Raw genomic sequence first — 25,985 nt, forward strand, 5'->3', positions numbered from 1 at the left:
TCGTGTGCGGAGAGAAGATTGATTGTCAGTATTTATACCTTTCTGATTGAAGAGTGACAACCATCACGCTAAGGAAAATGAAAAAAAACCTCCGCGAAGCGAAGGTTTTTGGTGAAAAGTAAATTTAGAAGTTGGCACTGCGTGGTGTACGTGGGAATGGAATCACATCACGTACGTTACCCATACCGGTCACATAAGAGACCAAACGCTCAAAACCAAGACCAAATCCTGCATGAGGAACGGTGCCATAGCGGCGTAAGTCACGGTACCAGCTCATGTGTTCAGGGTCGATGCCCATTTCAATCATGCGCGCATCGAGAACATCTAGACGCTCTTCACGCTGTGAACCACCGATGATTTCACCAATTCCCGGCGCTAATACGTCCATAGCGGCAACGGTTTTACCGTCGTCGTTAAGACGCATATAAAAGGCTTTGATGTCTTTTGGATAGTTTTTAACGATCACCGGTGCTTTGAAGTGCTCTTCAGCAAGATAACGCTCATGTTCTGAAGACAGGTCGATACCCCATTCCACATCAAATTCAAACTTGCGACCAGAATCAAGCAGAATTTGAATCGCATCGGTATAGTCAACTTGTGCAAAGTCCGATTGAACGAATTGCTCCAAACGAGTAATCGCGTCTTTATCAATGCGAGAAGCAAAGAATTCAAGGTCATCACGACGTTCAGTCAGTACGGCATTAAACACGTACTTGAGCATATCTTCAGCTAATTGAGCCACATCGTGCAAATCAGCAAAGGCAACTTCAGGCTCTACCATCCAAAATTCAGCTAAGTGACGGCTAGTATTGGAGTTTTCTGCGCGGAAGGTTGGGCCAAAAGTATACACTTTGCTCAGTGCGCAAGCGTAAGCTTCAGCGTTTAACTGGCCTGATACGGTTAAGAATGTCTCTTTACCGAAGAAGTCTTCGTTAAAGTCAATCTCACCGTTTTCTTGGCGAGGCAGGTTAGCGAAATCTAGAGTCGAAACACGGAACATCTCACCCGCGCCTTCAGCATCGGAAGCGGTGATCAGCGGGGCAGAAACCCAGAAATAGCCCTGTTCATGATAAAAACGGTGGATCGCTTGAGACAAGCAGTTACGTACACGAGCAACAGCACCAATCACGTTGGTGCGTGGGCGAAGGTGAGCAACTTCACGTAAATACTCAATAGAGTGACGAGTTTTAGCCATCGGATAGGTTTCCGCATCTTCTACCCAGCCGACAACCTTCAGTTCAGTCGCCGCTAATTCGAAATCTTGACCACTGGCAGGAGACTCAACAACCGTGCCTGTAATTTCTACAGAACATCCGGTGGTGAGTTTGAGAACTTCGTCTTGATAATTATTGAGTGAATTCGGGACCACGGCCTGAATCGGGTCGAAACAAGAGCCGTCATATAAGGCAAGGAAAGAGATTCCAGCTTTGGAATCACGACGTGTGCGGATCCAGCCGCGAACAGTAACTTCACTGTTTACTGCAAGCTTGCCGCTTAATACGTCTTTTACAGGCGCGTAAGTCATGGTTAATATCGTCTCCATTGAGGTAAAAACTCAACTCAAAAGTGTTGCTTCCCTAACGACTTGAAATAACGATAACGTGTGAGTTATTAGCGTCTTTTAGACAGATACCGTTACCATATTTGAACAAGTTGATTGAAAAAAGCGAAACATTGAGTTGGCTAAAATTTTACAAATTCAATGGCACATATTACCTGTCAATTTGTCCGCATCAACCTTTAATATGCTCTGATTGTTGATTTCTTATTCGAAAAGCTAAATTGATGGAATAAATGGCGTATTCTTACCGTAAAACTGATGATGATTTACGATTTAAGCAAGCCGTTTAGGGGATAATACTCGCCTTTGGTTGGTATGCTTGACTGGATTTGGCTTGTTTCATTTAACAAGATTCCGTAGTATGGCGGCTCTTTTTTTAAGCTTGAGTTGTACGATGAAAACCGAAATTTATAAAGAGTTCATGTTTGAAGCTGCCCATCATTTACCTCATGTGCCTGAAGGGCACAAATGTGGTCGTTTACATGGACACTCTTTTTTAGTTCGTCTTTATGTCGCTGGAGAAGTGGACGCTCATACCGGTTGGTTGATTGACTTTGCGGAGATCAAAGCGGCGTTTCAACCGATTTATGATCGTTTGGATCACTACTATTTAAATGACATTGAAGGATTAGAAAATCCGACCAGCGAAGTGTTAGCAAAATGGATCTGGCAACAACTTAAACCAAGCTTACCGCTACTCAGCAAGGTCGAAATTAAAGAAACCTGTACCGCCGGGTGTGTCTATACGGGATGATTTCTAGCCAAGCTATGCTGTTAGCTTGGCTAAAGGGTCTAACTCTCTTCCTCTATAAGGATCGTCTGCCCCCCTAGGCTTCGATAAAGGGTGCTTAAGGTTACTCGTTGATGATAGTCGTTTTCCAGTAAAGCGGCTCGAGCATTACGTTCGTTTTCTTGGGCATCCAATAGCGTCTTAATTTCTATAGCACCATGCTGATATTGGCTTTGATAGATACGCATTACTTCAGCGGCGCTTTGCCATTGCTGAACTAATTTTTCAGCTTGGTACTGATAATTTTCTCGGGCGGATAAGGCATTATCCACATCCTGAAAAGCGGCATACAAGGTTTTACGGTAGTTGATGATGGCCGATTCATACTGTACTTGTGCGATATCTCGCTTTAGCTGCATTTCATTCCAATTTAAAAATGGCAAAGTTAAGTCAGCGCCTAAAGTACCGATAGGATCGCTCAATAGTTTTTTTAGTTCCGTCGATGACCCACCCAGAGCTCCAGTTAGTGTGAGCGCAGGAAAATAGCTGCGGCGAGTACTCTCCTTGGCAGCCAGAAAAGCTTGAAGTTGATACAAGGCTTGTTTGACATCGGGTCTACGTGCCAAAACTTCCGCGGGTATTCCTGCAGAAATAGCAGGCAAGGCTTGAGCGGGTTGTTGATCAATTTCAATAGCGGCTTGTTCAGGATCTTGCTCAAACAAAATAGCTAAGGCATTACTGGCTTGTCGATATTGTTGTTGATAATCACGGTGTGCCGCTTCCAATCCAGCCAGTGAGCGTTTGGTTTCTAATACGGTCAAGCGTGAGGTTGCGCCATGAGTATATTGACTTTGAGCAAGATTGAAGTTTTGGATAGCGTTGTCAATATCTTGCTGACTTAAACGAATTCGTTGTTTTAAATAGCCGATTTGCCAATAGAGTTGAGCGGTGGTTGCCACTAAACTTTGAGCGGTTGCTTCTCGTTCTTGTTGCGTCGCGAGGGCTTTCCACTGACTTTCATCTATTGTCGCTGAAAGCTTACCCCATAAATCCACTTCATAACTGACGCTGATTCTAGCCTGATAGTTGTTAGACGTGTCGCCATGATTGAGATCCTTTGAACGGTTACCGGATACCCCAGCGGCGAGATCGGGAATCTGTTGATCTCTGTCTAAATTCGCGTTTAAGCGAGCCTGTTTTAAAGTGAGCGTCGCCAATGCAAGATCGTGGTTGGTGGACAGGACGCGCTCAACTAACAGATCAAGCTTAGGATCTTGAAAGTTTTTCCACCACTGGCTTTCCCACACCGTATTGGTTTCTTGTTGAGGTGTGTGCCAGTCAGTGGCAATAAAAACAGAAGGCTCTACAAGATCATAGTGAGCGGAACAGCCAAGCAGTAGCAACATGGATAAAGCTAAGCTGGAATATTGAGTTGCAGGTAACATGTTTACTCCCGGGCAAGCGCATCAATCGGATTTAGCTGAGCGGCATTTTTCGCAGGAAGATAGCCAAATAGAACACCGATTAATGTTGAGCACAAAAAGGCAGAGACGATTGAAGCGGTAGAATAGATCAAGGTAAAACTACTACCGAATGAGGAAAAACCGACGCCGATTAAATAGGCGAGGGCAATTCCGACGATCCCACCACACAAACAAACAAGTACAGCTTCGATAAGAAACTGACGCAAAATATCGTTCTGCCTTGCACCAACCGCCATACGAACGCCGATTTCTCGGGTACGTTCAGTGACCGAAACCAGCATAATATTCATTACGCCAATCCCCCCGACAATTAATGAAATAACGGCGATGGCGGAGATGAGTAAGGTCATGGTCGCTGTTGTTTTTTGAATATTTTGTTGAATGGTGTCGGTATTAATCGTAAAGAAATCTTTAGTACCATGACGCATGGTTAACAAAGAGATAATCGCTTGCTCTGCCGCATCACTAGGAATGTTATCATCAAGGCGTACAGTGATTCGGTTAAGGTGGCTTTGACGCATCATTCGTGCATTAATCGTACTGTAAGGAACCCATATATTGAGAGCGTCGTTATTGCCAAATGCACTCTCTTTCGCCGCAGTCACGCCAATAATTCGGATGGGGAGCTTACCTGCAAAAATGACTTTACCGATGGGATTCTCATCAGCAAAAAGAGCCGTTAATGTATTGTGATCGATGACAGCTTCTTGGGCCAAGTTATCCACACTGGTTTGATCCCAATATTGCCCTTTGGCGAGTTCATAGCCACGGACTCGGAAAAAATCAGGCCCAACTCCTTGTATGGAAGCGGTGACCGATTGATTACTAAATTTGATGGTGGCGGAACTATTGACGGTAGGGGTGACGCTATCAATAAACGGCAGTGATTGCAGCGCTTGGGCATCTTCTGCGGTTAACGTTCGAATTCGCCCTGAACGCCGATCGCCAAAGCCAGATCCGGGCATAATATCAATCGTATTGGTGCCCATGGCGGCAATGCTCTCTAAAATCGACTTTTGTGAGCCATTACCGAGCGCTACAACGGAAACTACCGAAGCAATTCCAATGATGATGCCGAGCATAGTCAAGAAGGTTCTTAATCGATGGTTTGACATGGCTAACAGTGCCATTTTTAACGCTTCCCAACAATTGTCGAGCCACTTTTGGTTACGACCGAGAGTTGAGGCTTTGAATGGCGGAGTATGATGGGCATGTGGCTGAAGTGCCGTGTCACTGGTCGAGTGGTTGATACGATCACTGAGAATTTCACCATCTTTGATCTCTATAATGCGATCGGCATACTGAGCTACATGCATATCGTGGGTGACGATAATGATGGTGTGCCCAAGGCTATGTAGCTCTTGCAGCAGTTGCATCATTTCTGAACCACTTTTACTGTCCAGTGCGCCCGTCGGTTCATCGGCAAGAATGACATCGCCGCCATTAACGAGGGCTCGAGCCACAGAAACACGTTGTTGTTGACCGCCGCTTAGTTGGTTGGGCTTATGATCCAGTCGATCGGCTAGTCCTAATCGTTCAAGCAGTTTGCGTGCTCGTTCATGGCGAGTCTGTTTATCGTAACCAGCATAAATAGCTGGGATTTCGACATTTCCTAAGGCGTCTAAATCCCCTAATAGGTGGTAGCGTTGAAAGATAAAGCCGAAATATTCACGGCGTAGCTCAGCCAGTTGATCAGAATTCAGTTGTGAGGTGTTTTGTCCATTCACCCAATATTCACCACAACTTGGTGTATCTAAGCAACCTAAGATATTCATTAAAGTCGATTTACCTGAACCAGAAGCGCCAACTATGGCAACCATTTCACCTCGTTCGATAGTTAGATCGATCTCTTTTAAGACAGTGAGCGTCTCATCGCCAGAAGTAAAGTGGCGGGAAACATTGACTATGTTTAATAAAGCTTCTGACATTAGAAACGCATCCCCGGTGGGCTCATACGACGGCTCGTGTTGTTATTGAGTGTATTTGGCATGCCTAAAATCAGTGTGTCGCCTTCATTAAGTCCCTCAAGAATTTCCACATTGACTTTATTATTGAGGCCGATTTTGACATCACGAAATACGGCTTGGTCATTTTCTAATACAGGAACTTGGTAGCGAGGCTTTGGTCCTGGCTGTCTGATCAGCACTTGAGCGGGGATCAATAGTGCGTTTTCTGAGCGGTGTAAAACAATGGTGACTTGAGCCGTCATACCGATGCGTAATAGCCCATCCGGGTTATCAATATCAAACAAACCATGATAGTAAATGGCCTCATCATTACTGATAGAAAGGTTACTGTCATTGCCAGTCATTAATGTTGGGCCGGGTTCAATAGCACGCAATGTACTGGAATAACGTTTATTCGGTTGACCTAGAATAGTGAAATAGATCGGTAATCCCGGAATGACTTTAATGATGTCGGCTTCGGATATTTGAGCTTTTACGGTCATGGTATCGAGTACTGCTAGCTCAATAATTGTCGGGGTAGTTTGATTGGCATTGACGGTTTGGCCTTCTTCAACGGCACTGTAAACCACCGTCCCATCCATTGGCGCTCGGATGGTGGTGTAATTGAGGTCGAGGTTGGCGCTATCTACGCTAATTTTTGCTTGTTCTTGCTGAGCTTTGAGTTGTTTAAGTTCTGCAATATACACAGCAAGCGATGTCTGAGCGGCTTCGTAATCCGCTTGTGAGCTAGCGTTTTCTGCCAGCATGGCTTTTTGTCGGTTAAACTCAGCTTGAGCTTGACGAATCAATGCCTGTTTGGCTTGGTATTGGGCATTTAAACTGTTCAATGATGCTTGGGCTTCTTTGAGTTTATTCTGTTGGGTCAGGTTGTCGATTTGAGCCACTAAATCACCTTGTCGAATAGGGTCCCCTAAATTGACCGCCAGTGTCTCAATTTGACCTGATACCTGCGCGCCAACCGCCACTAGCTTTGAAGCTTGTAGCATTCCGGTAGCAAGTACGGTTTCTTCGATGTTACCGCGCTGAACGGTGTCGGTAACGTAGGTTGTCGCATTTTTTTTGGGGTACAAGATATAACCCACTGCGATAAGAATAAGAATGACGATCAAAAACGTAAGCGTCGTTTTTTTAGTAATAGAGAATGACATGGTAAAAATGAACCAGCATATAAAAGAGAATGATTATCACCATTTATAACGTTATCTGGAGATAAAACAAGCGGCGGTTCGGTAAAGCTAAGTAAAGCTAAGTAAAGATGGAGAAAGGGAAAATAAAAAGCCTGATGCATAAGTATCAGGCTTGGGAAGATCAATCGTTGAGGAAGATTAGCAGATCACTTTAATCGCTAATCCACCTTGGGAGGTTTCGCGATATTTAGCATTCATATCTTTACCTGTTTCAAGCATTGTTTCGATCACTTTGTCTAAAGAGACACGGGGAGCCGATGAACGACGCATCGCCATACGAGTGGAGTTAATCGCTTTCACGGCAGCAATCCCGTTACGTTCGATACAAGGTACTTGAACTTGCCCTGCAACCGGGTCGCAGGTAAGACCTAGGTTATGCTCCATAGCAATCTCTGCGGCCATACACACTTGCTCAGGACTGCCCCCGAGGAGCTCAGCTAAACCAGCTGCTGCCATTGAGCATGCTACGCCCACTTCACCTTGACAACCCACTTCAGCTCCAGAGATAGAAGCATTACGTTTGTACAAACCACCAATAGCGCCTGAGGTCGCAAAGTAACGAATGTAATCTTTCTCGGTTACGGTTTGGATAAATTTGTCATAGTACGCTAATACCGCTGGAATAATGCCACAAGCCCCATTAGTTGGTGCTGTTACCACGCGACCGCCTGCTGCGTTTTCTTCATTAACGGCAAAGGCGTACATATTAACCCAATCGACGACCGCCATCGGATCATTGGTGGTTTTTTCAGAGGTTAATAATTGTTGGCGTAGTGCAGCGGCACGGCGCGGAACACGCAAAGGACCCGGCAAAATGCCTTCAGTATTGAGACCACGTTCCATACACTCACGCATGGTGCGCCAGATATTGGCAAAATAAGTACGAACCTCTTCGTCTGAATGAAGGGTTTTCTCATTAGCCATCACTAAAGTGCTGATAGAAAGGCCATGCTCTTGGCATTGAGCAAGAAGTTGTTCGGCACTCGTGAATGGATAGGGAACTTGGACAGGAGATTCAATCTCTTTACCAAAATTTTCTTCATCGACAATAAACCCGCCACCAATAGAGTAGTAGGTTTTTGAGTAGACAGGATTATCATCAACCCAAGCGTGAATTTGCATGCCATTTTCATGTAATGACAAATTACTTTTATGAAAATTCATGCCGCCTTCACGAGGAAAATCAACGGTATGGCAGTGCATGCCAACAGGAAGGCGCTCCGTTTCAGTAACGCGAGCAATAAAGCTTGGAATCGCATCGATATCGACTTTTTCTGGGGTATTACCCGCTAAGCCCATAATAATGGCGATATCCGTGTGGTGACCTTTCCCTGTCAGTGATAATGATCCATAAACATCCACGGTGATTTTAGTGATGTCACGCAACTTTCCCATTGCTCGTAAATCATCAATAAATTGTTTACCCGCTTTCATTGGGCCAACCGTGTGTGAGCTCGACGGTCCGACACCAATTTTATAGATATCAAATACACTAATCATATTGATTGCCTCAAAAGTAAGCCCCCCTTAGTGAAGGGAGGCTTTTATTGTTATATTTTACCTGTCTAGTTTGAGGTTACCGCGTGGTTGATCACGCTACTCTTCAAGCTTCAGGTATCTTTTCACTCATACGCGGATGTAGAGATTAAAGAGCGCCGTAGATTACAGAACTAATCGCGGCAAAACCACAAATAACTGTGAATATTTGTACGGGTAGTTTAGTTTTAAACTTGGCCATCGCTGGCACTTTCTGCATCGCAAAAACCGGTAAAATGAATAGGATAGCAGCAATCATTGGTGCGCCCATGGTTTCTATCATACCTAGGATGCTTGGGTTAACGATTGCAACAATCCAAGTGGTCAGCACGATGAACACGAGCGAGATTTTATCGATTTTACCAACAGACATTTGACTGCGTGATTTTACCAATCCCACTAAACCTTCATGAGCACCTAAGAAGTGACCAAAGTAGCTTGAAGTGATCGCCGCAAGTGCCACGATAGGACCAAGATAAGAAATCAGTGGTGATTCATGCACATTGGCTATGTATGAAAGCACACTGATGTTTTGCTCTTGTGCCAAGGTTAACTGCTCAGGTGTTAAAGACAACACGACTGAGAAGACGAAAAACATCACAAATCCCATTAACATCATTGCTGCGCCAGCAGTGATCATATCGGTTTTCACGACCGCATGCTCACCGTGCTCTTGACGTTGTGATTTAGTAAATTGGCTGATGATTGGACTGTGGTTAAAAGAGAACACGATGATAGGAATAGCTAACCAGACAATCAGTGGAACGGTAGACCAATCTGGAGAGGTTTCGATCATGGAAGTGTTCCAATCAGGAATAAGGAACACAGATAAAGCCAGTAGAATAAATACCAGAGGATAAACCATCGCTGAAGTGGCTTTGAGCATTAACTCTTTACCAAAAACAACGCCAGCGGTCATTAATGAAATTAACGCGCCAGAGAGTAACCAGCGAGGAATGGATTCCATACCAAATTGGTGAACGAGGAAAGAGTCGACGGTATTAGTAATCCCGACGCCGTAAATCAGAACAATAGGGTAGATGGCGAAAAAGTAAGCAAAAGTGATAAGGTTGGCGCCAGTTTTACCAAAGTGTTCTTCGACGGTATCGGTGATGTCAGAGTCAGTGTTACTTGCAGAAAGAACAAAGCGAGCGAGACCTTTATGGGCAAACCAAGTCATTGGTGCTGCGATAAGCGCAAGAATGACAAGCGGCCAAAAGCCACCCGCACCAGCTTTGATTGGCAGAAAAAGAACGCCAGCACCGACGGCGGTACCAAAAAGGGAAAGCGACCATACAAAATCTTTATAGGTCCACTTGCCAGTGGATTGTGTGGCTGATGTAACCGTTGTGGTTGTATTCATGTTTAATTTACTCATTTTGGGAACAGGAAATAAGTCGAGCGCAATTTTGCAGGTTTTTTTACAATAAAAAATAGATCTAAATCATGAATTGTTTGCGCTTGTTGAATGATATGTCAAAAACCCCTGATTGATCACGAAAAAACTGTGCCACATGTGGGAATTGTTAATGGTTGGGTTGGTTAAGGTTATTTGAAGGTGTCATTTTATGATAAATCAGCAAGGCAAACGATTGCTTTTTTGAGTAAAAATAGGTCAGTGATAATATGAGGTGTACGTAAATTAATCATTTCAAAGGCTATCTATCACTATTAATGTGTTTTTGCAGTGCTTGGATGATTTGTGCTGTCATACCCCATATAAAATGATGTTTATATGGTAAGGCGAAGACTTTATGCAGGGAGTTTTTTATTAAAAAGGTATTACTGAGTAAATGTTTTTGATCGAAAAGATAAGCGGCTGGAACCTCGAAGACTTCTTCGACTTCGTTAGTATCAATTGACATTTCATAACGGGGATCAATGAATGCAATCACTGGTGTCACCGCAAACTGGCTGATGGTCACAAGCTCAGGCAATTGACCGAGGATCTTAATGTATTTGGCTTCTAATCCGATCTCTTCATGCGCTTCTCTTTTGGCCGTTTGATAAAGTGTGCCATCGCTCGCTTCATATTTTCCACCTGGGAAGCTAATTTGTCCAGGATGATGCTTAAGATGGGCGGCGCGTTTAGTTAAAACAACACTGAGCCCTTGTGGCCGTTCGACAAACCCGACCAATACCGAGGCCTTTCTTAATGAGGCTGACTGTAAGTGAGCTGCACGGTTGAGTGACTGGGCATGGTAACCAACGGGGGTTTTGAGTAAAAAATCTTGCATCAGTTGTTGTTTACTGATCATGCCTCGTTCTCCTTAGGTAAAAGGTGTCCGATGGAATCATCCGCCCTCATCGGTTTGCTTAATCATCATGTTCGTTTACGACTTGAAGCGATAGTCGTGTTAGCGTCCGAATCACAGCGTAGTTCAATGCTGAGAGTAATCGATGGATTGGCCGCTTAGCTGCAACCCCAAGTCGTTTGATATCTCTTATAAATTTAGCCTATTGTTCAAGAATTGGCAGAATACGGCTGAGTTTATCTAACGTTTCTTGATATTCGGCTTGCCATTGACTGTCGGCGACGATACCACCACCGGCCCAAGCGTAAATTTTGTGTTGATGCGCCACCAAAGTCCGGATGGTAATACTGGTATCCATTTTGCCATGACGGCTGATATAACCAATTGAACCGCAATAAGCGCTGCGTCGATGTGGTTCCAATTCTTCAATAATCTGCATCGCTCGGACTTTTGGCGCGCCAGTAATCGATCCACCGGGAAAGCTTGCACGCAGTAAGTCCGTCGCTTGATATTGCTCATCAAGTTGGGCGCGAATCGTGCTGACCAAATGGTGCACTGCAGGGAAACTCTCGATTTCAAAGAGCTTAGGTACATGAACACTACCTGGTTTAGCGACACGACCAATATCATTACGCAGCAGATCGACAATCATTAAATTCTCAGCTTGATCTTTGGCGGCTTGCGCGAGCTCATTAGCTTGTGCTTTATCTTGTTGAGGATCTTGATGGCGTGGTCGAGTGCCTTTAATCGGTTTAGTTTCAATCACTCGTTGATTCACTTGCAAAAAACGCTCAGGAGAGACACTAAGAATCGCGCCTTGTTCTAAGCGAATGAAAGCAGAAAAGGGCGCAAGATTGCTCTGTTCTAGCCGTTGATAGGCAAGCCATTCACTACCTTGATAATCCGCGCTAAAGCGTTGCGCTAGATTAATTTGATAGCAATCACCGGAAAGTAAGTACGCTTCGATTTGATTGAATTTCTGCTGATATTGTTGGGCGGTCATGTTCGATGACCAAGCACTGGTGAGCTGAAATAGCGGCTGAGAGAGAGGCTCGAACGAGGCAAACCAAGCCTGAGCTTGCTCAATATTGATGCCAGCCCAGCAAGCAGTTTGTTGTTGGTGATCGACGATCAATGCCCATTCATAAAGACCAATCGCCATATCTGGCATAGCAATGTCGTGTTGTGCTTGTTCTGCTAATGGTTCTATCCGACGCCCTAAATCATAGCCGAAATAGCCCAGCGCGCCGCCGACAAAAGGCAACTCACTGTGATAAACCTCAGCGGGTAAATAGCGTTCTTGCAGCTCGGCTAGCAGCGTAAAAGGGTCTTGTTGTGATGATGTCACACCACTCGGTTGCTGAATGGTGGTATCGTTACCGACAGTGACTAGGGTCGCAATGGGATTGGCGACCAAAATATCAAATCGGCTATCGATATGTTGGGTCGAAGCAGAGCGAAGTAGCATTGCCCATGGTCGCTGCTCAATGCGATTAAAAAACTGTTGAGCGAGATCGGTTTGGTAAGTGATGGGCTGCACTTGAATAAGTTTTTTTTCTTCAACGTTCATTTGTGTAATTTGTGACAATGGGTCACTTCACTGCGTAGCACATAGAGGAAAGCAAGAGTATCATAAAAGCCTGAAAGAAAGCTGTTTCTTGATCGTAGCGCTTAATTCAGTCGTTTGTTGCCCTTTGGCTTTACTGACTTTACCTTGTGCTTTCGGTTTCAGCTAGTGAACACATAACAATAATGAGGCATGCAATGACGGTAATTCGCCAACAAGATGTGATCAGCAGTGTCGCTGACGCATTACAATACATCTCTTACTACCATCCCCTTGATTTTGTCCAAGCGCTAGAACAAGCCTACCATCGTGAAGAGAGCCAAGCCGCTAAAGATGCGATTGCGCAAATCTTAATTAACTCGCGTATGTCAGCAGAGGGTCACCGTCCTATTTGTCAAGATACCGGTATCGTCACTTGTTTCGTTAATATCGGTATGGCTGTGCAATGGGATTCTACCGATATGACCGTACAGCAGATGGTGGATGAGGGGGTTCGTCAAGCTTACACCAACCCAGATAACCCTTTACGAGCGTCGGTACTGATGGATCCTGCGGGCAAACGGATCAATACCAAGGACAATACCCCTGCCGTAGTGCACATTAATATGGTCCCCGGTGATAAAGTAGAAATCCAAATTGCCGCCAAAGGGGGCGGCAGTGAAAACAAAACCAAAATGGCAATGCTTAACCCTTCTGATGATATTGCAGAGTGGGTGGAAAAAACGTTACCGACCATGGGAGCCGGCTGGTGCCCACCAGGTATGCTCGGCATTGGTATTGGTGGCACGGCAGAAAAAGCGGCAGTGCTGGCCAAAGAATCTTTGATGGAACATATTGATATTCAAGATCTTATTGCGCGTGGCCCACAAAATGCTGAAGAAGAGCTACGTTTAGATATCTTCAATCGAGTCAATAAACTCGGTATCGGTGCTCAAGGGTTAGGCGGTTTAACTACGGTGGTTGATGTGAAAATTAAATCGGCACCGACCCACGCGGCTTCTAAGCCAGTGTGTTTGATCCCTAACTGCGCGGCAACTCGCCATGTGCATTTTACATTAGATGGCAGTGGCCCTGCAGAACTCACCCCACCTAAGCTTGAAGATTGGCCACAAATTACTTGGGAAGCGGGCGCGAATACCCGTCGAGTGAATTTAGATACGGTGACTCGTGAAGAGACTCAGCAATGGAAAACCGGTGAAACCGTATTGCTGTCGGGTAAAATTTTAACCGGACGTGATGCGGCGCATAAACGCCTACAAACCATGTTACAAAACGGAGAGAAACTTCCTGAAGGCGTTGATTTAAGAGATAAATTCATCTACTACGTTGGCCCTGTTGATGCGGTTGGCGATGAAGTCGTAGGGCCTGCGGGACCGACAACCTCAACTCGCATGGATAAATTTACCGATATGATGCTTGAAGAGGTGGGCGTGATGGGCATGATTGGTAAAGCCGAACGTGGCCCAGCGACCGTTGAATCGATAAAGAAAAATAAAGCAGTCTATTTAATGGCCGTTGGCGGCGCGGCGTATCTTGTTGCTAAAGCGATTAAGAAAGCGCGCGTTGTCGCTTTTGAAGATCTCGGTATGGAAGCTATCTATGAGTTTGAAGTGGAAGATATGCCAGTCACGGTTGCAGTGGATTCGACCGGAGCCAACGCTCATCAGATTGGTCCGGATACTTGGCGAGTCAAAATTGCTGAAGCTACTCAGCAGAGCTAAATAAATGTGTGAGCAAATTGAGCTCAAGTGACTATTAGGTGTAGCATAACGCTACACCTTTTCTTTATCTGGTCTATGCATATCTTGTTGTGACTATCGAGGAACAATCGCCATTGACAAACGGACTATCAGTGCGATTTAAAAAGTAGTTCAGGATGAGAAATAACCGATAACCAGTATTGTTAATAGAGTTTCAGAGGAGAAACCATGCCACGTTTTATTCGATTGCTACAAATCGTCGTTGCTATCGTATTAGCCGCGTTATTAAGTTATGACCTGATTTTTCATGGTCTTTCTATTTTTTACAGTAAATATGTTATTACTAGTTGTGTTCTGTTTGTTTTGCTACAAATAAGCTTATTTGTCATTTACAAACTGATTGAAGACGATTAATTATCTTGATCTAAAATGGCAACATTTACTGAGGGAACCCACAAGCTATGCAGCGAATCAGTCAAGAGATGAGTGCACTTCTGCACCGAGGTTTAGACGCCCATGTTCGTCTTGCGGTCACTGGTTTATCGCGAGCAGGTAAAACTGCGTTCATTAGTTCGTTAGTGAATCAACTGCTGCATACGGCCACGCATGATCAGTTACCTTTGTTAGCCGCGGCGCGTGATAAACGGATTATTGGTGCTAAGCGTATCCCACAACGTAATCTTATGGTGCCTCGTTTCAGTTACGATCAGGCGATGGAGCAGCTTCATGCTGATCCGCCAAACTGGCCAGTACCTACCCGCGATGTCAGTGAAATTCGTTTAGCGATTAAATATCGCCCGCATAAACGCAGTAAAAAATTACTGGGCAGCACGGCAACCTTGTATCTGGATATTATTGATTACCCTGGTGAATGGTTGTTGGATTTACCACTGTTAAATTTGGATTTTTATACTTGGTCGGCTCAGCAGTTTAATGCGTTACATGGTCAACGTGCAGAGTTAGCGAAACCTTGGTTAAACGCGATAGATAAGCTTGATCTTGAACAAGAAGCGAATGAAGCGCAATTGGCCGAGATTGCTGCGCTTTATACTGATTATCTTCATCAATGCAAGTTGCATGGTTTGCATTGGGTTCAACCGGGACGTTTTGTATTACCAGGAGAACTTGCGGGAGCGCCGGTGTTGCAGTTTTTTCCTTGTCGTCATGTTGATCCACAAAATAAACCTGCAAAAAACTCGATGTTAGGATTACTGCTCTCGCGCTATCAAGAGTATCAAAATAAGGTCGTTAAGGCGTTTTATAAACAACACTTTGCTACGTTTGATCGGCAAATTGTTTTGGTCGATTGTTTATCGCCTTTAAATGCTGGTCATGAAGCGTTTTTGGATATGCGTTGTGCACTAGAACAGATTATGCACAGTTTTCGTTATGGTCGCAGTGGCTTACTCAGCCGTTTATTTTCACCGAAGATTGATAAAGTGCTTTTTGCGGCCACCAAAGCCGATCATGTGACGCCTGATCAGCATCCGAATATGGTGTCATTGCTGCAGCAGATGATTCATCCGGCTTGGCAACATGCCGCTTACGAAAATATTGAGATGCGTTGTATCAGTCTTGCGTCGATTCGAGCGACTCAATCGGGCTATGTTGAGAGTCATCATCAAAAAATTTCGGCTATTCAAGGGATCGATGTACAAGGGCAACCGATCACTCTATACCCCGGAGATGTCCCGAAAAAACTACCTCATCCTGACTATTGGCAGCATCATCAGTTTAAGTTTATTGCTTTTCGTCCTATGCCGAGTCTCGACGATCAACCTTGTCAGCACATTCGGATGGATAAAGCATTAGAGATCTTGATTGGGGATAAATTGACATGACGGATTTAAAAAATCAGCAAATTTTTAATCAACCACTCAAGCAAACCGAGCCTGAACCAGTCATCGCTGCATCTGCGACCTTTAATGATCAGCAGCGGTTTATTACCGAGTCAAGCATAGCGCCGGAAACCGAATTAGAGAGCCAGCTTGAACAAGTCATTCGTCCTAAGCGGAAGAAAAAATGGATGGTAGTGAGTCTATTGATTGCTTTTTCTACCTTACTCGGTTGGCAAGCAATAGAGAGTATTTATACCGCGATCCAATCGGCTAACTGGCTTGATCTGGCTTGGGTTATTTTGTTGACGCTCTTAGCGAGCTTGGGTATTGGGCGTTTAGGGAAGGAGCTGTGGACACTGCGTCGCTTACGTCAGCATTTTTCTGTGCAAGAGCAAGCCGAGCAATTGATCCAGCAAGATGGGCTAGGGCAAGGACAAGTTTTTTGTACGATGCTAGCCAATAAAAGTCACACTAACTTGCATAGTAGTGCTTATCAACGCTGGTTGAAGAGTATTGATAATAGCCACAGCGATGCTGAAATCATCGAGTTATATGATGCGATGGTGGTCAATGAACAAGATAAACAGGCCACTCAAATCGTCTCACGCTATGCCACTGAAGCCGCCGTATTGGTAGCGATCAGTCCTTTAGCCTTAGTGGATATGTTATTGATCGCTTGGCGTAATTTTACGATGATTGATCGTTTAGCAGACGTGTACGGCATTGAGCTTGGTTATTGGTCTCGTTTACAGCTATTTAAAGCCGTATTAGTCAACATGGCGGTTGCAGGAGCGAGTGAATTGGCCATTGATGCTAGCATGGATCTGTTATCGATGGATCTGACTAAAAAACTCTCTGCTCGTGCAGGTCAAGGGCTCGGAGTTGGGCTACTGACCGCTCGTTTAGGTCTAAAAGCCATTTCGCTACTTAGGCCATTACCGTGGCAAAAGAATCGAGTGGTTAAGTTGAGTGCAATACGTAAACAAATCGTGGCAAAAATTACTGCTTTGGTAAGCCAATAATTCGCTTTATGAAGCGCATTGTTGGCTTGGTTACAGAAAGTATTGGGGCAAGCCAGAGGATTTAACGAGAATCACTTGACGCTGTGCTGAGGTTGATAGAAACTACTGTCAACTTTTCGTGACACTTTCTGCTTAGGATAACATTCAGTGCGTCTAGAAGTCATTTGTGAAGATAGACTCGGCTTAACCCGAGAGCTTCTTGAGATCCTCGCTTCAAAAAAAATCGATTTGCGAGGTATCGAAATTGATGTGATAGGCATTATTTATCTTAATTGCCCAGATATTGATTTTGATACTTTCAGTGAATTAATGGCGGAAATTCGCCGTATTTCTGGCGTCAAAGATGTTCGTAAAATTCAGTTTATGCCGATGGAACGTCATAATACTGAACTGATTTCCTTGCTCAATAATCTACCCGATGCCGTATTAGCGATTGATCTAAAAGGCTTTGTCGATATGGCCAATCAAAGTGCCTTAGCACTCTTGAATAAGCCCAGTGAGGAAGTGATCGGAACGCCCATTTCTCAAGTGTTACCGCTGTTTAATTTTTCACGTTGGGTCGATGGCAGTAAAGCGCCGATTCGTGAAGCGGTTGTGATTGACGGGCTAGACTATACCATGGAGCTAATGCCAGTTTATATTGGTAATTCAGCCCATGATGCCACGTTGGCGAGCTCGATGATGATCTTACGTTCTAAGGTCACCACAGTACACGGCCACGATCGATTATCGATACACAATTCATTAGGTTTTGAGCATTTTGTTGGTGTATCTAATCGCCATAAGGCATTGATAAATCATGCTAAAAAATTAGCTATGCTCGATCAGCCGTTATTAATTGAAGGTGAAACGGGGACCGGAAAAGAGATGCTCGCTCGAGCTTGTCATCACCGTTCTCACCGCTCTACCGCTCCCTTTTTAGTGTTAAGCTGTGCCTCTATGCCCGATGATGTCGCAGAAACCGAGCTTTTTGGGCATGCTCCGGGCTCTTTTAATCATCAACAAGGGCATAAAGGGATTTTTGAACAAGCGAACGGTGGCACGGTATTTTTAGATGAAATTGGCGAAATGAGCCCTCATCTACAGATCAAATTGTTGCGCTTCTTACAAGACGGAACCTTTCGTCGAGTTGGCGAAGAGCATGAAATTCATATCGATGTCCGCGTGATTGCCTCTACTCGTCATAATTTGGCCGAATTGGCTGATTCAGGCACGTTCCGGGAAGATCTTTTCTATCGACTGAATGTATTAACCTTGCGTATTCCAGCACTACGCGAGCGTCCTAGCGATATTCAACCGCTTTTGGAGCTCTTTGTAACCAAACACAGCCATAAATTAGGCATGGTGAAGCCGCAATACGCCGAAGGTTTAGTGGATCAGTTAATGCAATATCCATGGCCAGGTAACATACGCCAGTTAGACAATATGGTGTTGCGTGCGTTGACAGAAATGGATGGCGAACAATTGCAGGTCGATTATTTTCATTTGCCAGCGGTAGACAGTAGCGGCTTGAGCTTATCGACGGTAAACCTTGATGGCTCGCTTGATGACATTATGAAAGACTATGAATCACAAATTTTAGACAAGCTTTACCAGTCGTTTCCATCCAGTCGAAAACTCGCTAAACGTTTGAATGTTTCACATACCTCAATAGCCAATAAGTTACGTGATTATGGGATTAGGAAACGTTAATGGCTAAGGGAACAACAGCGATGTTGGTCAGTGATGGGGAGATTCTTGTACGCAGTGCTCAATTAGCGGATGCTAAAGCACTGGCTGATTATTTTGTGACTAATCGTGATTATTTAAAACCGTGGGAGCCTCAACGCGAAGCGGCTTTTTTTGAAGTTACCGGTTGGCAGCAGAGATTAATCAAACTGGAAGAGTTGCATCGTTTAGCTCTCGGATACTATTGCTTAATCATTGAGGTGAATAGTCAACAAATTGTTGGCACGATTTCGTTCAGTAACGTCACGCGTTTTCCCTTTTATGCTTGTCACGTTGGCTACTCGTTAGCCGAGTCTGCCCAAGGGCGTTATATTATGACTCGGGCACTTCATATGGCCTGTGAATCTTTGTTTAAACAACAAAACATGCATCGTATTATGGCGGCTTATATGCCAACGAATCATCGCAGTGCTGCGGTACTTGAGCGAGTTGGCTTTATCCGAGAAGGGTTGGCCAAAGATTATTTATTAATTAATGGTCAATGGCAGGATCATGTGCTGGTTTCGTTGATTAATCCAAACTGGCAAGCCAGTACTTCAATCAATCGATAAGTCACTTTTCATTCGCCGTTTATTTAGGTATCTCATTTTATTTATTACCAGCATGCGCTGGTTTAACGTCTAAGGACATCTCATGTCGTATTTGCCTTTGGAACAGTATTCAAGAAAATGGATTTTCACGCATCAATCAATGCCCGTGTCCGAGAGTGATCAAGCACAGATAAAACCGATGAGCCCGTCACGCTCAGCTCAGTTTTGGAAAGAAAACATCAGTGCGCAAAGTCCAGATGCTGAGCGTTTTAGCTCGCAAGACTGGCCCAAGAAAGCCGCGAGTTGGCAGCAAGACATCTCATGGATGGAAGCATGGGAAAGTGATGATCCTGCTTTACCAGCAGCGATACTGGAACACATTGATTGGCAAGATGATGTAACGGTTTATTTTTGTTATGAGAAATACAATGTGATTGAAACCAAATGGTCGGTGTTTAAAAACCATTGGAAGAACTTTTTATTCTACGACGATGGTCCGATTTTAATAGGCCGCCGTCGTGCGCAAGCATTATGGTTTCAAACCAACGGCTCAGTAAAAATTGGTCAGCGTTTGTAGACTCTGTTGAGTTCGTTTTGAGTTTCAAAAAAAGGGGAGAGTGTATTAACAAAATAAATACACTCTCTCTTTGTTGAGAGGTTACGAAGTGACAGTCTTCCTACGTTGAGCACTTAAGGTGCTGCCCATTGATGCACTGATGATCATACCGATAGCGAACCATTGTGACAGCGCTAATCTTTCATCTAAAATCATAAATCCTGCCATGGCGGCGACGGCGGGTTCTAGACTCATTAGTACACTGAAATGCTGGGTAGATAGGCGGTTTAACGCCATCATTTCCAAACTGTAAGGCAATGCACTAGATAGAATCGCGACGGTAATCGCCATCGGTAGTATTGACCAAGTAAAGATCGTGGATGATGCGCTATAAGCGCCAATCGGGAAAATAAACAGCGCCGCGACGGTCATACCGATAGCGACTGTCATGCCACCGGAACCAACCGTACCAGCTCGTTGCCCAAACCAAATATACCCAGCCCAGCAACCGCCAGCAGCCAATGCGAGCGCAACTCCAATGGGATCGAGGGCATCAACTCCCCGCATATCGGGCAGTAACAACGCCATACCAGATATCGCCAAAGCAACCCAAACCAAATCGAGCTTACGTTTTGAAGAAAATAGCGCGAGGAGTAGTGGGCCGGTAAATTCTAAAGCGACACCAATCCCTAATGGAATACGTTCGATAGCAAAGTAAAATAAGATTTGCATTCCGCCTAAACTTGCCCCGTAGATGATCATCGATCGCCACTGCGCAAGGCTTAACGATAATCGCCACGGGCGAAAAATGAGCAATAAAATACAAGCAGAGATACTCACGCGCAGGGCAACCGTTCCACCAGGACCGACGATAGGAAACAGTTGTTTAGCGATTGAGGAGCCTGATTGTATAGCCATCATTGCGATCAGTAGGCAACCTACCGCAAAAAGAACGGGTGATTTCTGGGTCATATACTCTTTTACTTGAAGTGGGTAATCTAAAAGGTTCCCAGCGATATATTGGACAGACAGTCCGTTATTGCTGGAATTCGCTAGGATAGCGTGAGGCGATCGAGGTCAGCCTAAAGAAGGGTTATTCTGCCTGAAATAAAACAAATGGCAATGGTAACAGGATATGAATTTTCTTTTGCTACAAACGCCTAAACAACATTTGTTGGTAAGTTTCATCATGGTCGCTGAGCGTAATCGTCCCCTTATCGATAGAAATAAGGGGACTGGTAGTTGAGTGAATCTAGAAAAGGATCAACGCCTCAAAGACTCACTGGCCTGACAAGTAGATAAGATAGGTTTAACTCCACTACTTAACGTAAAAACGCGGATTAGCCGTGCCCCATATGGTGTAAAGCTCAGGGAAGATAATATCGCTATGCGTTTCAATATCGTCGACACTGATTTGTTTTTTGCCTTGAGCTCCAAACAGTACTACCTCTTGTCCAGGTTTAACGCCTTTAATAGTAGAGACGTCAACCATGGTGGTATTCATTGAGGTAACTCCGACTACGTTTGCCCACTGACCATTGATCAGCACTTGCGCTTTATTGCCCATTTTTCGTGGATAGCCATCAGAATAACCCACTGGCAAATTGGCCAATACGGTGTCACTGTCGGTGATATGAGTGCTGTCATAACCTACGGTTTTGCCTGTTGGTAGGTGATGCAGTGACGCGATGCGAGTTTTAAATGAGACAATAGGGAGGTATTCTGGATTGGTTGGTAAATCGCCATACAACACGCCACCAGGGCGAACCATGTCCAATTGAGCTTCGGGTACATTGAGCGCCGTATATGAGTTAGCAACGTGAAACTGAACCTCTTCGCGTTTCAATGGCCCTTGCTCAACCAGCCAATTAGCATGTTGGTTAAAGGTGGCTAATTTGGCACGAATATCATCCGGATTATAATTGGGGAAATGTGTCATGATCCCAACAATTTGTAAGCCTTTTTGCTGAGTAATGCTGAGCGCTTCCTGTTTCCCTTTTTCATGGCTCATATCAACGCCATTACGGCCCATACCACCATCATTTAACGCTAAATGCGCTTTGATAGGCGTACCTAAACGCTGACCTAATTGAGCAAGATCCATCGCTTGTTGTTTGGTGCCGATCAACTCTTCAATGTTCAACTCGGCGACAGCGGCAATTTCGTTAATGGTTGCAGAACGAACACGCATCAGTTGACCTTGAAAGCCACTTTCGCGTACCGCGCGGGCTTCAGCGTTACTGGTGATGGCGACACAAGGAATGCCTTGTTCGATGACCGTCGGCATTAAACCACGGATGCCATTACCATAAGCGTCAGCTTTCATCACTGCACAAATTTTACTGCTTGGGTTAATGTGAGATTTAAACTGTTCAATATTGGTTTTAAATTGACCTAGGTTGATTTCGAGCCAAGCATTGGATTGCGCGATTTGCTCAGCAGAAGGGACGGTAGTATCAAGCGCTAATGGAGCAGAATGGCTGAGAAAAGAAGGTAAGGTGCTCGCCAAAGCGATAGAAAGTAGCGTAGCTTTAAAATGCATAATGTCTCCAAATCGGGGGGGCATAAAATTTAAAAATCGAATTTCGCTTAACTTTATATGACAATCAGTATAGCGAGAATCTCAGGGTGTTTTGATAAGGCGTTAGAATAGGCGTTTAATCTGTGATGGGCGTTTGAAAAAACAAACGGAAGGGAAGTCCGCGAAGATAAACGACGCCCCAACAACACAAACGCCTACTGTCTGTTTAGAGAGTAGGCGTTTTATAGAGTATTCTAAACGGTTGTTAGAATAACGTATTTTACTGAAGTTTGAAACGCATCATCGAATTTTGTAATGATACTGATAGTTGTGCCAATTCGGTACACGCTTGTGCAGTTTGATTGGCACCTTGAGCCACTTCTTGAGAGGCGTGGTGAATATTTTCTATATTACGCGTTAACTCATCGGCCACCGAGTCTTGTTGGCTACAAGCGCTGGCAATTTGCGCCCCCATATCGGCCACTTGAGCAATAGATTGCTCGATAGAGTGCATGAGTTGTTGTGAATGGTTACCTTGCTCAACGCAATTATCAATACTTGAACATGAGCGATCAGTACCTTCTTTGGCCTGTTTGGCCATGTTTTGCAGTTTTTCGATAATAGAGGTAATTTCACCTGTCGAATCTTGTGTACGTCCGGCAAGAGTTCGAACCTCATCGGCCACCACGGCAAAGCCTCGACCAGATTCACCAGCGCGGGCCGCTTCAATGGCTGCATTGAGTGCAAGTAAGTTGGTTTGATCGGCAATACCACGAATAACATCGACAATCATATTGATTTGATTGGATTGTTGTTCAAGTTCAGAAACCGTTTGACCCGTTTGAGTAATGATTTCTGCGACTTGGCCGATAGCGTTAACCATCAGTTTATTGTCGCGCGCGCCTTCTTGAACTTGTTTATTGGTGGTATCAATTTCTTGCGCCGAGTTTTCGGTATTACTGGCAACATCAGCGACAGCCGCCTTCATCTCATTCATCGCAGTCGCTACTTGTGTGATTTGATCTTGCTGCTCTTGCATGCCTTGAGCTGCTTGAGAGGAAATTTGTGACATCTCTTCTACTGCGCTGCTCAGTTGGGTCACTGCTGAAATGGTCTCTTCAATTAATTGGCGAAGATTGTTTTGCATAACCATCGAGGCATCGGCCAACTCACCGAGCTCGTCATTGCCAATCGCTTGTCGATTGAGTTTTTGTGATAAATCACCTTTGGCAATTGCATTCGATTGTGCGACCACTAACTTTAATGGCCCGCAAATGATCTGCGTTATAAAATAGGTAACCAGCGCCATAATAACTAAGATCGCGATATTGATGATACTCGAACTCACATCAATCCGATTGACGGCTTTAAGGATGTAGTCTTTATTGCCGTCCATAGCCTGATTAAGGATAGCGCCGAGTTTTTCTATATTGGCTTCAATTTGACGAAAATCTTGATTAGAACGGTTTAAAATATCCAAGGCTTTAATCTGCTCGTTGGCTGCTAATGCCTGATTGAATTCAACCATGGTTTGATTGTAGCTTTGCCAATGACGCATCAGTTGACTGAAGATACGTTCTTCTTCACCGGGCCAAATATCTTGCCCGTATTTCTTTAACTCCGCCTCGATTTCTTGTTGAAATTGACGGCTTTGATTGAGTCGATTGGTAATATCGCTGCGATCGCTAGAAAGTAATGAAGCAAATTGAGTGCGACGCCAATAAGACAGTTTATCACCAATATTATCGACCGCTTCAAAAGCGGGGAAGGTGTCTTCGGTAAAGTTAATGAGTTGATTTTTAATCTCACGGTGTTCTGTATGTAAAAACCAAGCAAATAAAATGTTGATAAGAGCAATGAGCCCAAATCCGCTGGCTAATTTTTTGCTAATCGACATATTTTTTAAAAACATGAATAAGCTACCTTACATTGGGTGGATTGGATTGGCACCAAACACAACTCCCTTGCGCACTTATTATCCAACGATGATTTGTTAGATATCCATAATCTGTGACTTTGGTTCAATTAATCGTGTATTTTATCACTATTTTTATTACCTGTGTTGCTAGTTATAAAAATAGTCAATAAATCATCAAAAAGAGAGCTGGTGACTAAAAAATTTTTCCTCACAAGATGAGATCAGGACGAGGTTTTGCTGATTTTCCGCGCTAGTGATTGAAACTAATAGATATTCGTTGATCTACCCCTAAGTATTTCTTTCAGGTATAGGCATAATTCATGGTGGCTTCGAACTGTAACTATTTGTAATAGTTATTAACTTACAAGAGTTATTAACTAACAAAAGTTATCAACGGGTCGTGGATAAGCGATCTGGCCATTATTCGTCGTTTTTATGCACATTGTCTCAGGAAGAGTAACTATGATACGCCCCTATATTAAGTACATTGTCCCGTTAGCGATTCCCTTATTGATCCTCCTTTTACCCCTCTCTGCTTTTCCTTTTGAGGGGCTGACCATTATTCAACAGCGAGTGATTGCGATTTTCCTGTTAGCGGCCTTATTGTGGGTATTTGAACCGATCCCGATTTATGCCACTTCAGTGGTGATCATTGTTTTAGAACTACTGATGTTATCGGATAAAGGCTTGTGGCTATTTAAAAGTAACCAGCATCTTCCGGAATTTGGTGGGTTATTAAAACATAGTGACATCATGGCGACTTTTGCTAGTCCGATCATTATGTTATTTCTCGGCGGGTTTTTCTTAGCCATGGCGGCGACTAAGTACCGTTTAGACGTCAACTTGGCCAGGGTATTACTCAAGCCTTTCGGTCAAAATCCTAAATTTGTGATGTTAGGTTTGATGTTGATCACCGGTATTTTCTCAATGTTTATGTCCAATACCGCAACCACCGCCATGATGCTCTCGATTTTAACGCCGGTTATCGCCGTTTTTGGCCCGAAGGATCCGGGCAGAATTGCTTTCGCCTTATCGATTCCGGTTGCCGCTAATATAGGTGGTATTGGTACACCCATTGGAACGCCGCCGAACGCAATCGCCTTAAAATATTTGGTGGGCGATAACTTAATCACGTTTGGTGAATGGATGGCTTTTGGTGTGCCTTTTGTGATCGTATTAATGGCGCTGGCTTGGGTGCTGATTGGATTTATGTATCGAGCAGAACAAAAAACCATTGAATTAAGTATTAAAGGTAAATTTCTTAAAACGCCGAAAGCGATGGTGGTTTATCTCACCTTCACACTGACCATTTTATTATGGTTAATGGGATCGACGCATGGCATGGACTCTTATACCGTGGCGTTAATTCCGGTTGCGGTGTTCTCGGTGACAGGGATCATCAATAAAGAAGATTTGAAAAAAATCTCCTGGGATGTGTTGTGGTTAGTCTCTGGTGGTATAGCGCTGGGTTTAGCGCTTGATAAAACAGGATTAGCGGAATTAGTGGTTAATAGCATTCCTTTTGATCATTACTCGCCTTATGTCGTGTTATTTGGTGCGGCGTTCTTATGTTTATTGATGGCGAATTTTATGTCGCACACCGCGACAGCAAACTTATTGATGCCAATTATGGCGGCATTGGGTACCTCTATGGTATCGCTTACCCCATTGGGCGGTGAGTTAACTTTAATTCTCGTCGTTACTTTTGCAGCTTCGCTAGGGATGTCACTGCCGATCAGTACTCCGCCTAATGCTCTCGCTCATGCGACCGGTCATGTACAAAGTCATCAAATGGCACGAGTTGGCGTTATCCTTGGTATTGTTGGTGTGTTGATGAGTTTTGTGATGATTTGGTTTTTACACTTTATTGGACACATTGGTTAAT

General features: G+C 44.2%; 21 protein-coding genes. 10 read left to right on the forward strand and 11 right to left on the reverse strand.

The genetic code is table 11. From position 1 onward, the window contains the following. Window positions 1-124: 124 nt before the first annotated feature. Window positions 125-1,525: an asparagine--tRNA ligase gene (gene asnS, locus FKQ60_RS00355; protein WP_154168294.1), complete on the reverse strand. Its 1,401-nt coding sequence runs from the start codon at window positions 1,523-1,525 to the stop codon at window positions 125-127. Between the two features lie 430 nt (window positions 1,526-1,955). On the opposite strand from asnS, the gene queD reads away from it, so the two are divergent. Continuing rightward, window positions 1,956-2,315, forward strand: coding sequence for a 6-carboxytetrahydropterin synthase QueD (queD, locus tag FKQ60_RS00360; RefSeq protein WP_004395344.1), 360 nt, complete (start codon window positions 1,956-1,958; stop codon window positions 2,313-2,315). Between the two features lie 38 nt (window positions 2,316-2,353). Here the strand turns inward: queD and FKQ60_RS00365 are convergent, their stop codons facing one another. The 6 genes from FKQ60_RS00365 to FKQ60_RS00390 all read right to left on the reverse strand — a co-directional run bounded on the left by FKQ60_RS00365 (window position 2,354) and on the right by FKQ60_RS00390 (window position 10,723). Continuing rightward, on the reverse strand, window positions 2,354-3,736 hold the full coding sequence (locus FKQ60_RS00365) for an efflux transporter outer membrane subunit (RefSeq protein ID WP_170905835.1): 1,383 nt from the start codon (window positions 3,734-3,736) through the stop codon (window positions 2,354-2,356). A gap of 2 nt (window positions 3,737-3,738) precedes the next feature. After that, complete coding sequence (locus FKQ60_RS00370) at window positions 3,739-5,703, reverse strand: MacB family efflux pump subunit (RefSeq protein WP_170905836.1); 1,965 nt, start codon at window positions 5,701-5,703, stop codon at window positions 3,739-3,741. Then, on the reverse strand, window positions 5,703-6,890 hold the full coding sequence (locus FKQ60_RS00375) for an efflux RND transporter periplasmic adaptor subunit (protein ID WP_170905837.1): 1,188 nt from the start codon (window positions 6,888-6,890) through the stop codon (window positions 5,703-5,705). The genes FKQ60_RS00370 and FKQ60_RS00375 overlap by 1 nt, the downstream gene beginning before the upstream one ends. 177 nt (window positions 6,891-7,067) lie before the next feature. Continuing rightward, on the reverse strand, window positions 7,068-8,429 hold the full coding sequence (locus FKQ60_RS00380) for an L-serine ammonia-lyase (protein ID WP_040904335.1): 1,362 nt from the start codon (window positions 8,427-8,429) through the stop codon (window positions 7,068-7,070). Between the two features lie 145 nt (window positions 8,430-8,574). Then, complete coding sequence (locus FKQ60_RS00385; RefSeq protein ID WP_170905838.1) at window positions 8,575-9,828, reverse strand: aromatic amino acid transport family protein; 1,254 nt, start codon at window positions 9,826-9,828, stop codon at window positions 8,575-8,577. A gap of 295 nt (window positions 9,829-10,123) precedes the next feature. Beyond that, a complete protein-coding gene (locus FKQ60_RS00390) occupies window positions 10,124-10,723 on the reverse strand; it encodes a CoA pyrophosphatase (RefSeq protein WP_040904333.1) in 600 nt (199 codons plus the stop codon). A 30-nt stretch (window positions 10,724-10,753) separates the two neighbouring features. Here FKQ60_RS00390 and FKQ60_RS17725 point away from each other — a divergent pair, with 30 nt between their 5' ends. Continuing rightward, on the forward strand, window positions 10,754-10,882 hold the full coding sequence (locus FKQ60_RS17725) for a hypothetical protein (protein WP_272870375.1): 129 nt from the start codon (window positions 10,754-10,756) through the stop codon (window positions 10,880-10,882). A 40-nt stretch (window positions 10,883-10,922) separates the two neighbouring features. On the opposite strand, the gene pabB is transcribed toward FKQ60_RS17725, so the two are convergent. Further along, window positions 10,923-12,290, reverse strand: a complete 1,368-nt coding sequence (gene pabB, locus FKQ60_RS00395; RefSeq protein ID WP_170905961.1) for an aminodeoxychorismate synthase component 1 — start codon at window positions 12,288-12,290, stop codon at window positions 10,923-10,925. 194 nt (window positions 12,291-12,484) lie between these two features. Here pabB and FKQ60_RS00400 point away from each other — a divergent pair, with 194 nt between their 5' ends. The 7 genes from FKQ60_RS00400 (at window position 12,485) to FKQ60_RS00430 (ending at window position 19,682) form a co-directional block, all read left to right on the forward strand. Then, window positions 12,485-14,008 carry a fumarate hydratase gene (locus FKQ60_RS00400; protein ID WP_170905839.1) on the forward strand — a complete coding sequence of 508 codons (1,524 nt, stop codon included), beginning with the start codon at window positions 12,485-12,487 and terminating at the stop codon, window positions 14,006-14,008. Window positions 14,009-14,215: 207 nt separating this feature from the next. Then, window positions 14,216-14,401 (forward strand): hypothetical protein, encoded by a 186-nt coding sequence (locus FKQ60_RS00405; RefSeq protein ID WP_040904331.1) that lies wholly within the window; start codon window positions 14,216-14,218, stop codon window positions 14,399-14,401. A gap of 47 nt (window positions 14,402-14,448) precedes the next feature. Continuing rightward, a complete protein-coding gene (locus FKQ60_RS00410; protein WP_161438836.1) occupies window positions 14,449-15,828 on the forward strand; it encodes a YcjX family protein in 1,380 nt (459 codons plus the stop codon). Continuing rightward, on the forward strand, window positions 15,825-16,847 hold the full coding sequence (locus FKQ60_RS00415; RefSeq protein WP_004395335.1) for a TIGR01620 family protein: 1,023 nt from the start codon (window positions 15,825-15,827) through the stop codon (window positions 16,845-16,847). Before FKQ60_RS00410 ends, FKQ60_RS00415 begins: the two co-directional genes overlap by 4 nt. Window positions 16,848-16,994: 147 nt before the next feature. Further along, entirely contained in the window at window positions 16,995-18,539 is a 1,545-nt protein-coding gene (gene tyrR / locus FKQ60_RS00420; RefSeq protein ID WP_004395334.1) for a transcriptional regulator TyrR, read from the forward strand. Beyond that, window positions 18,539-19,126 (forward strand): ribosomal protein S5-alanine N-acetyltransferase, encoded by a 588-nt coding sequence (gene rimJ, locus FKQ60_RS00425; protein ID WP_040904330.1) that lies wholly within the window; start codon window positions 18,539-18,541, stop codon window positions 19,124-19,126. Before tyrR ends, rimJ begins: the two co-directional genes overlap by 1 nt. Window positions 19,127-19,208: 82 nt before the next feature. Beyond that, window positions 19,209-19,682 (forward strand): DUF2947 domain-containing protein, encoded by a 474-nt coding sequence (locus FKQ60_RS00430; protein ID WP_040904328.1) that lies wholly within the window; start codon window positions 19,209-19,211, stop codon window positions 19,680-19,682. Window positions 19,683-19,763: 81 nt separating this feature from the next. Here the strand turns inward: FKQ60_RS00430 and FKQ60_RS00435 are convergent, their stop codons facing one another. From FKQ60_RS00435 to FKQ60_RS00445, 3 genes are all read right to left on the reverse strand, one after another. Continuing rightward, window positions 19,764-20,633: a DMT family transporter gene (locus FKQ60_RS00435; protein WP_004395331.1), complete on the reverse strand. Its 870-nt coding sequence runs from the start codon at window positions 20,631-20,633 to the stop codon at window positions 19,764-19,766. Between the two features lie 346 nt (window positions 20,634-20,979). Continuing rightward, window positions 20,980-22,203 carry an alanine racemase gene (gene alr / locus FKQ60_RS00440; RefSeq protein ID WP_004395330.1) on the reverse strand — a complete coding sequence of 408 codons (1,224 nt, stop codon included), beginning with the start codon at window positions 22,201-22,203 and terminating at the stop codon, window positions 20,980-20,982. A 259-nt stretch (window positions 22,204-22,462) separates the two neighbouring features. Then, the gene (locus tag FKQ60_RS00445; protein WP_170905840.1) at window positions 22,463-24,094 is read right to left on the reverse strand and encodes a methyl-accepting chemotaxis protein; all 1,632 of its coding nucleotides are present in this window, start codon (window positions 24,092-24,094) and stop codon (window positions 22,463-22,465) included. A gap of 471 nt (window positions 24,095-24,565) precedes the next feature. Here FKQ60_RS00445 and FKQ60_RS00450 point away from each other — a divergent pair, with 471 nt between their 5' ends. Continuing rightward, window positions 24,566-25,984, forward strand: a complete 1,419-nt coding sequence (locus tag FKQ60_RS00450) for an SLC13 family permease (RefSeq protein ID WP_170905962.1) — start codon at window positions 24,566-24,568, stop codon at window positions 25,982-25,984. Window position 25,985 lies beyond the last annotated feature (1 nt).

The sequence above is a fragment of the Vibrio sp. A11 genome (genome assembly GCF_013048705.1).
Taxonomy (GTDB): Bacteria; Pseudomonadota; Gammaproteobacteria; order Enterobacterales; family Vibrionaceae; genus Vibrio; species Vibrio metschnikovii.

Bases quoted from the DNA above. Each gene is read 5' to 3' on its own strand.
- asnS (WP_154168294.1), bottom strand. From the start codon at position 1,525: ATGACTTACGCGCCTGTAAAAGACGTATTAAGCGGCAAGCTTGCAGTA.
- queD (WP_004395344.1), top strand. From the start codon at position 1,956: ATGAAAACCGAAATTTATAAAGAGTTCATGTTTGAAGCTGCCCATCAT.
- FKQ60_RS00365 (WP_170905835.1), bottom strand. From the start codon at position 3,736: ATGTTACCTGCAACTCAATATTCCAGCTTAGCTTTATCCATGTTGCTA.
- FKQ60_RS00370 (WP_170905836.1), bottom strand. From the start codon at position 5,703: ATGTCAGAAGCTTTATTAAACATAGTCAATGTTTCCCGCCACTTTACT.
- FKQ60_RS00375 (WP_170905837.1), bottom strand. From the start codon at position 6,890: ATGTCATTCTCTATTACTAAAAAAACGACGCTTACGTTTTTGATCGTC.
- FKQ60_RS00380 (WP_040904335.1), bottom strand. From the start codon at position 8,429: ATGATTAGTGTATTTGATATCTATAAAATTGGTGTCGGACCGTCGAGC.
- FKQ60_RS00385 (WP_170905838.1), bottom strand. From the start codon at position 9,828: ATGAATACAACCACAACGGTTACATCAGCCACACAATCCACTGGCAAG.
- FKQ60_RS00390 (WP_040904333.1), bottom strand. From the start codon at position 10,723: ATGATCAGTAAACAACAACTGATGCAAGATTTTTTACTCAAAACCCCC.
- FKQ60_RS17725 (WP_272870375.1), top strand. From the start codon at position 10,754: ATGGAATCATCCGCCCTCATCGGTTTGCTTAATCATCATGTTCGTTTA.
- pabB (WP_170905961.1), bottom strand. From the start codon at position 12,290: ATGAACGTTGAAGAAAAAAAACTTATTCAAGTGCAGCCCATCACTTAC.
- FKQ60_RS00400 (WP_170905839.1), top strand. From the start codon at position 12,485: ATGACGGTAATTCGCCAACAAGATGTGATCAGCAGTGTCGCTGACGCA.
- FKQ60_RS00405 (WP_040904331.1), top strand. From the start codon at position 14,216: ATGCCACGTTTTATTCGATTGCTACAAATCGTCGTTGCTATCGTATTA.
- FKQ60_RS00410 (WP_161438836.1), top strand. From the start codon at position 14,449: ATGCAGCGAATCAGTCAAGAGATGAGTGCACTTCTGCACCGAGGTTTA.
- FKQ60_RS00415 (WP_004395335.1), top strand. From the start codon at position 15,825: ATGACGGATTTAAAAAATCAGCAAATTTTTAATCAACCACTCAAGCAA.
- rimJ (WP_040904330.1), top strand. From the start codon at position 18,539: ATGGCTAAGGGAACAACAGCGATGTTGGTCAGTGATGGGGAGATTCTT.
- FKQ60_RS00430 (WP_040904328.1), top strand. From the start codon at position 19,209: ATGTCGTATTTGCCTTTGGAACAGTATTCAAGAAAATGGATTTTCACG.
- FKQ60_RS00435 (WP_004395331.1), bottom strand. From the start codon at position 20,633: ATGACCCAGAAATCACCCGTTCTTTTTGCGGTAGGTTGCCTACTGATC.
- alr (WP_004395330.1), bottom strand. From the start codon at position 22,203: ATGCATTTTAAAGCTACGCTACTTTCTATCGCTTTGGCGAGCACCTTA.
- FKQ60_RS00445 (WP_170905840.1), bottom strand. From the start codon at position 24,094: ATGTTTTTAAAAAATATGTCGATTAGCAAAAAATTAGCCAGCGGATTT.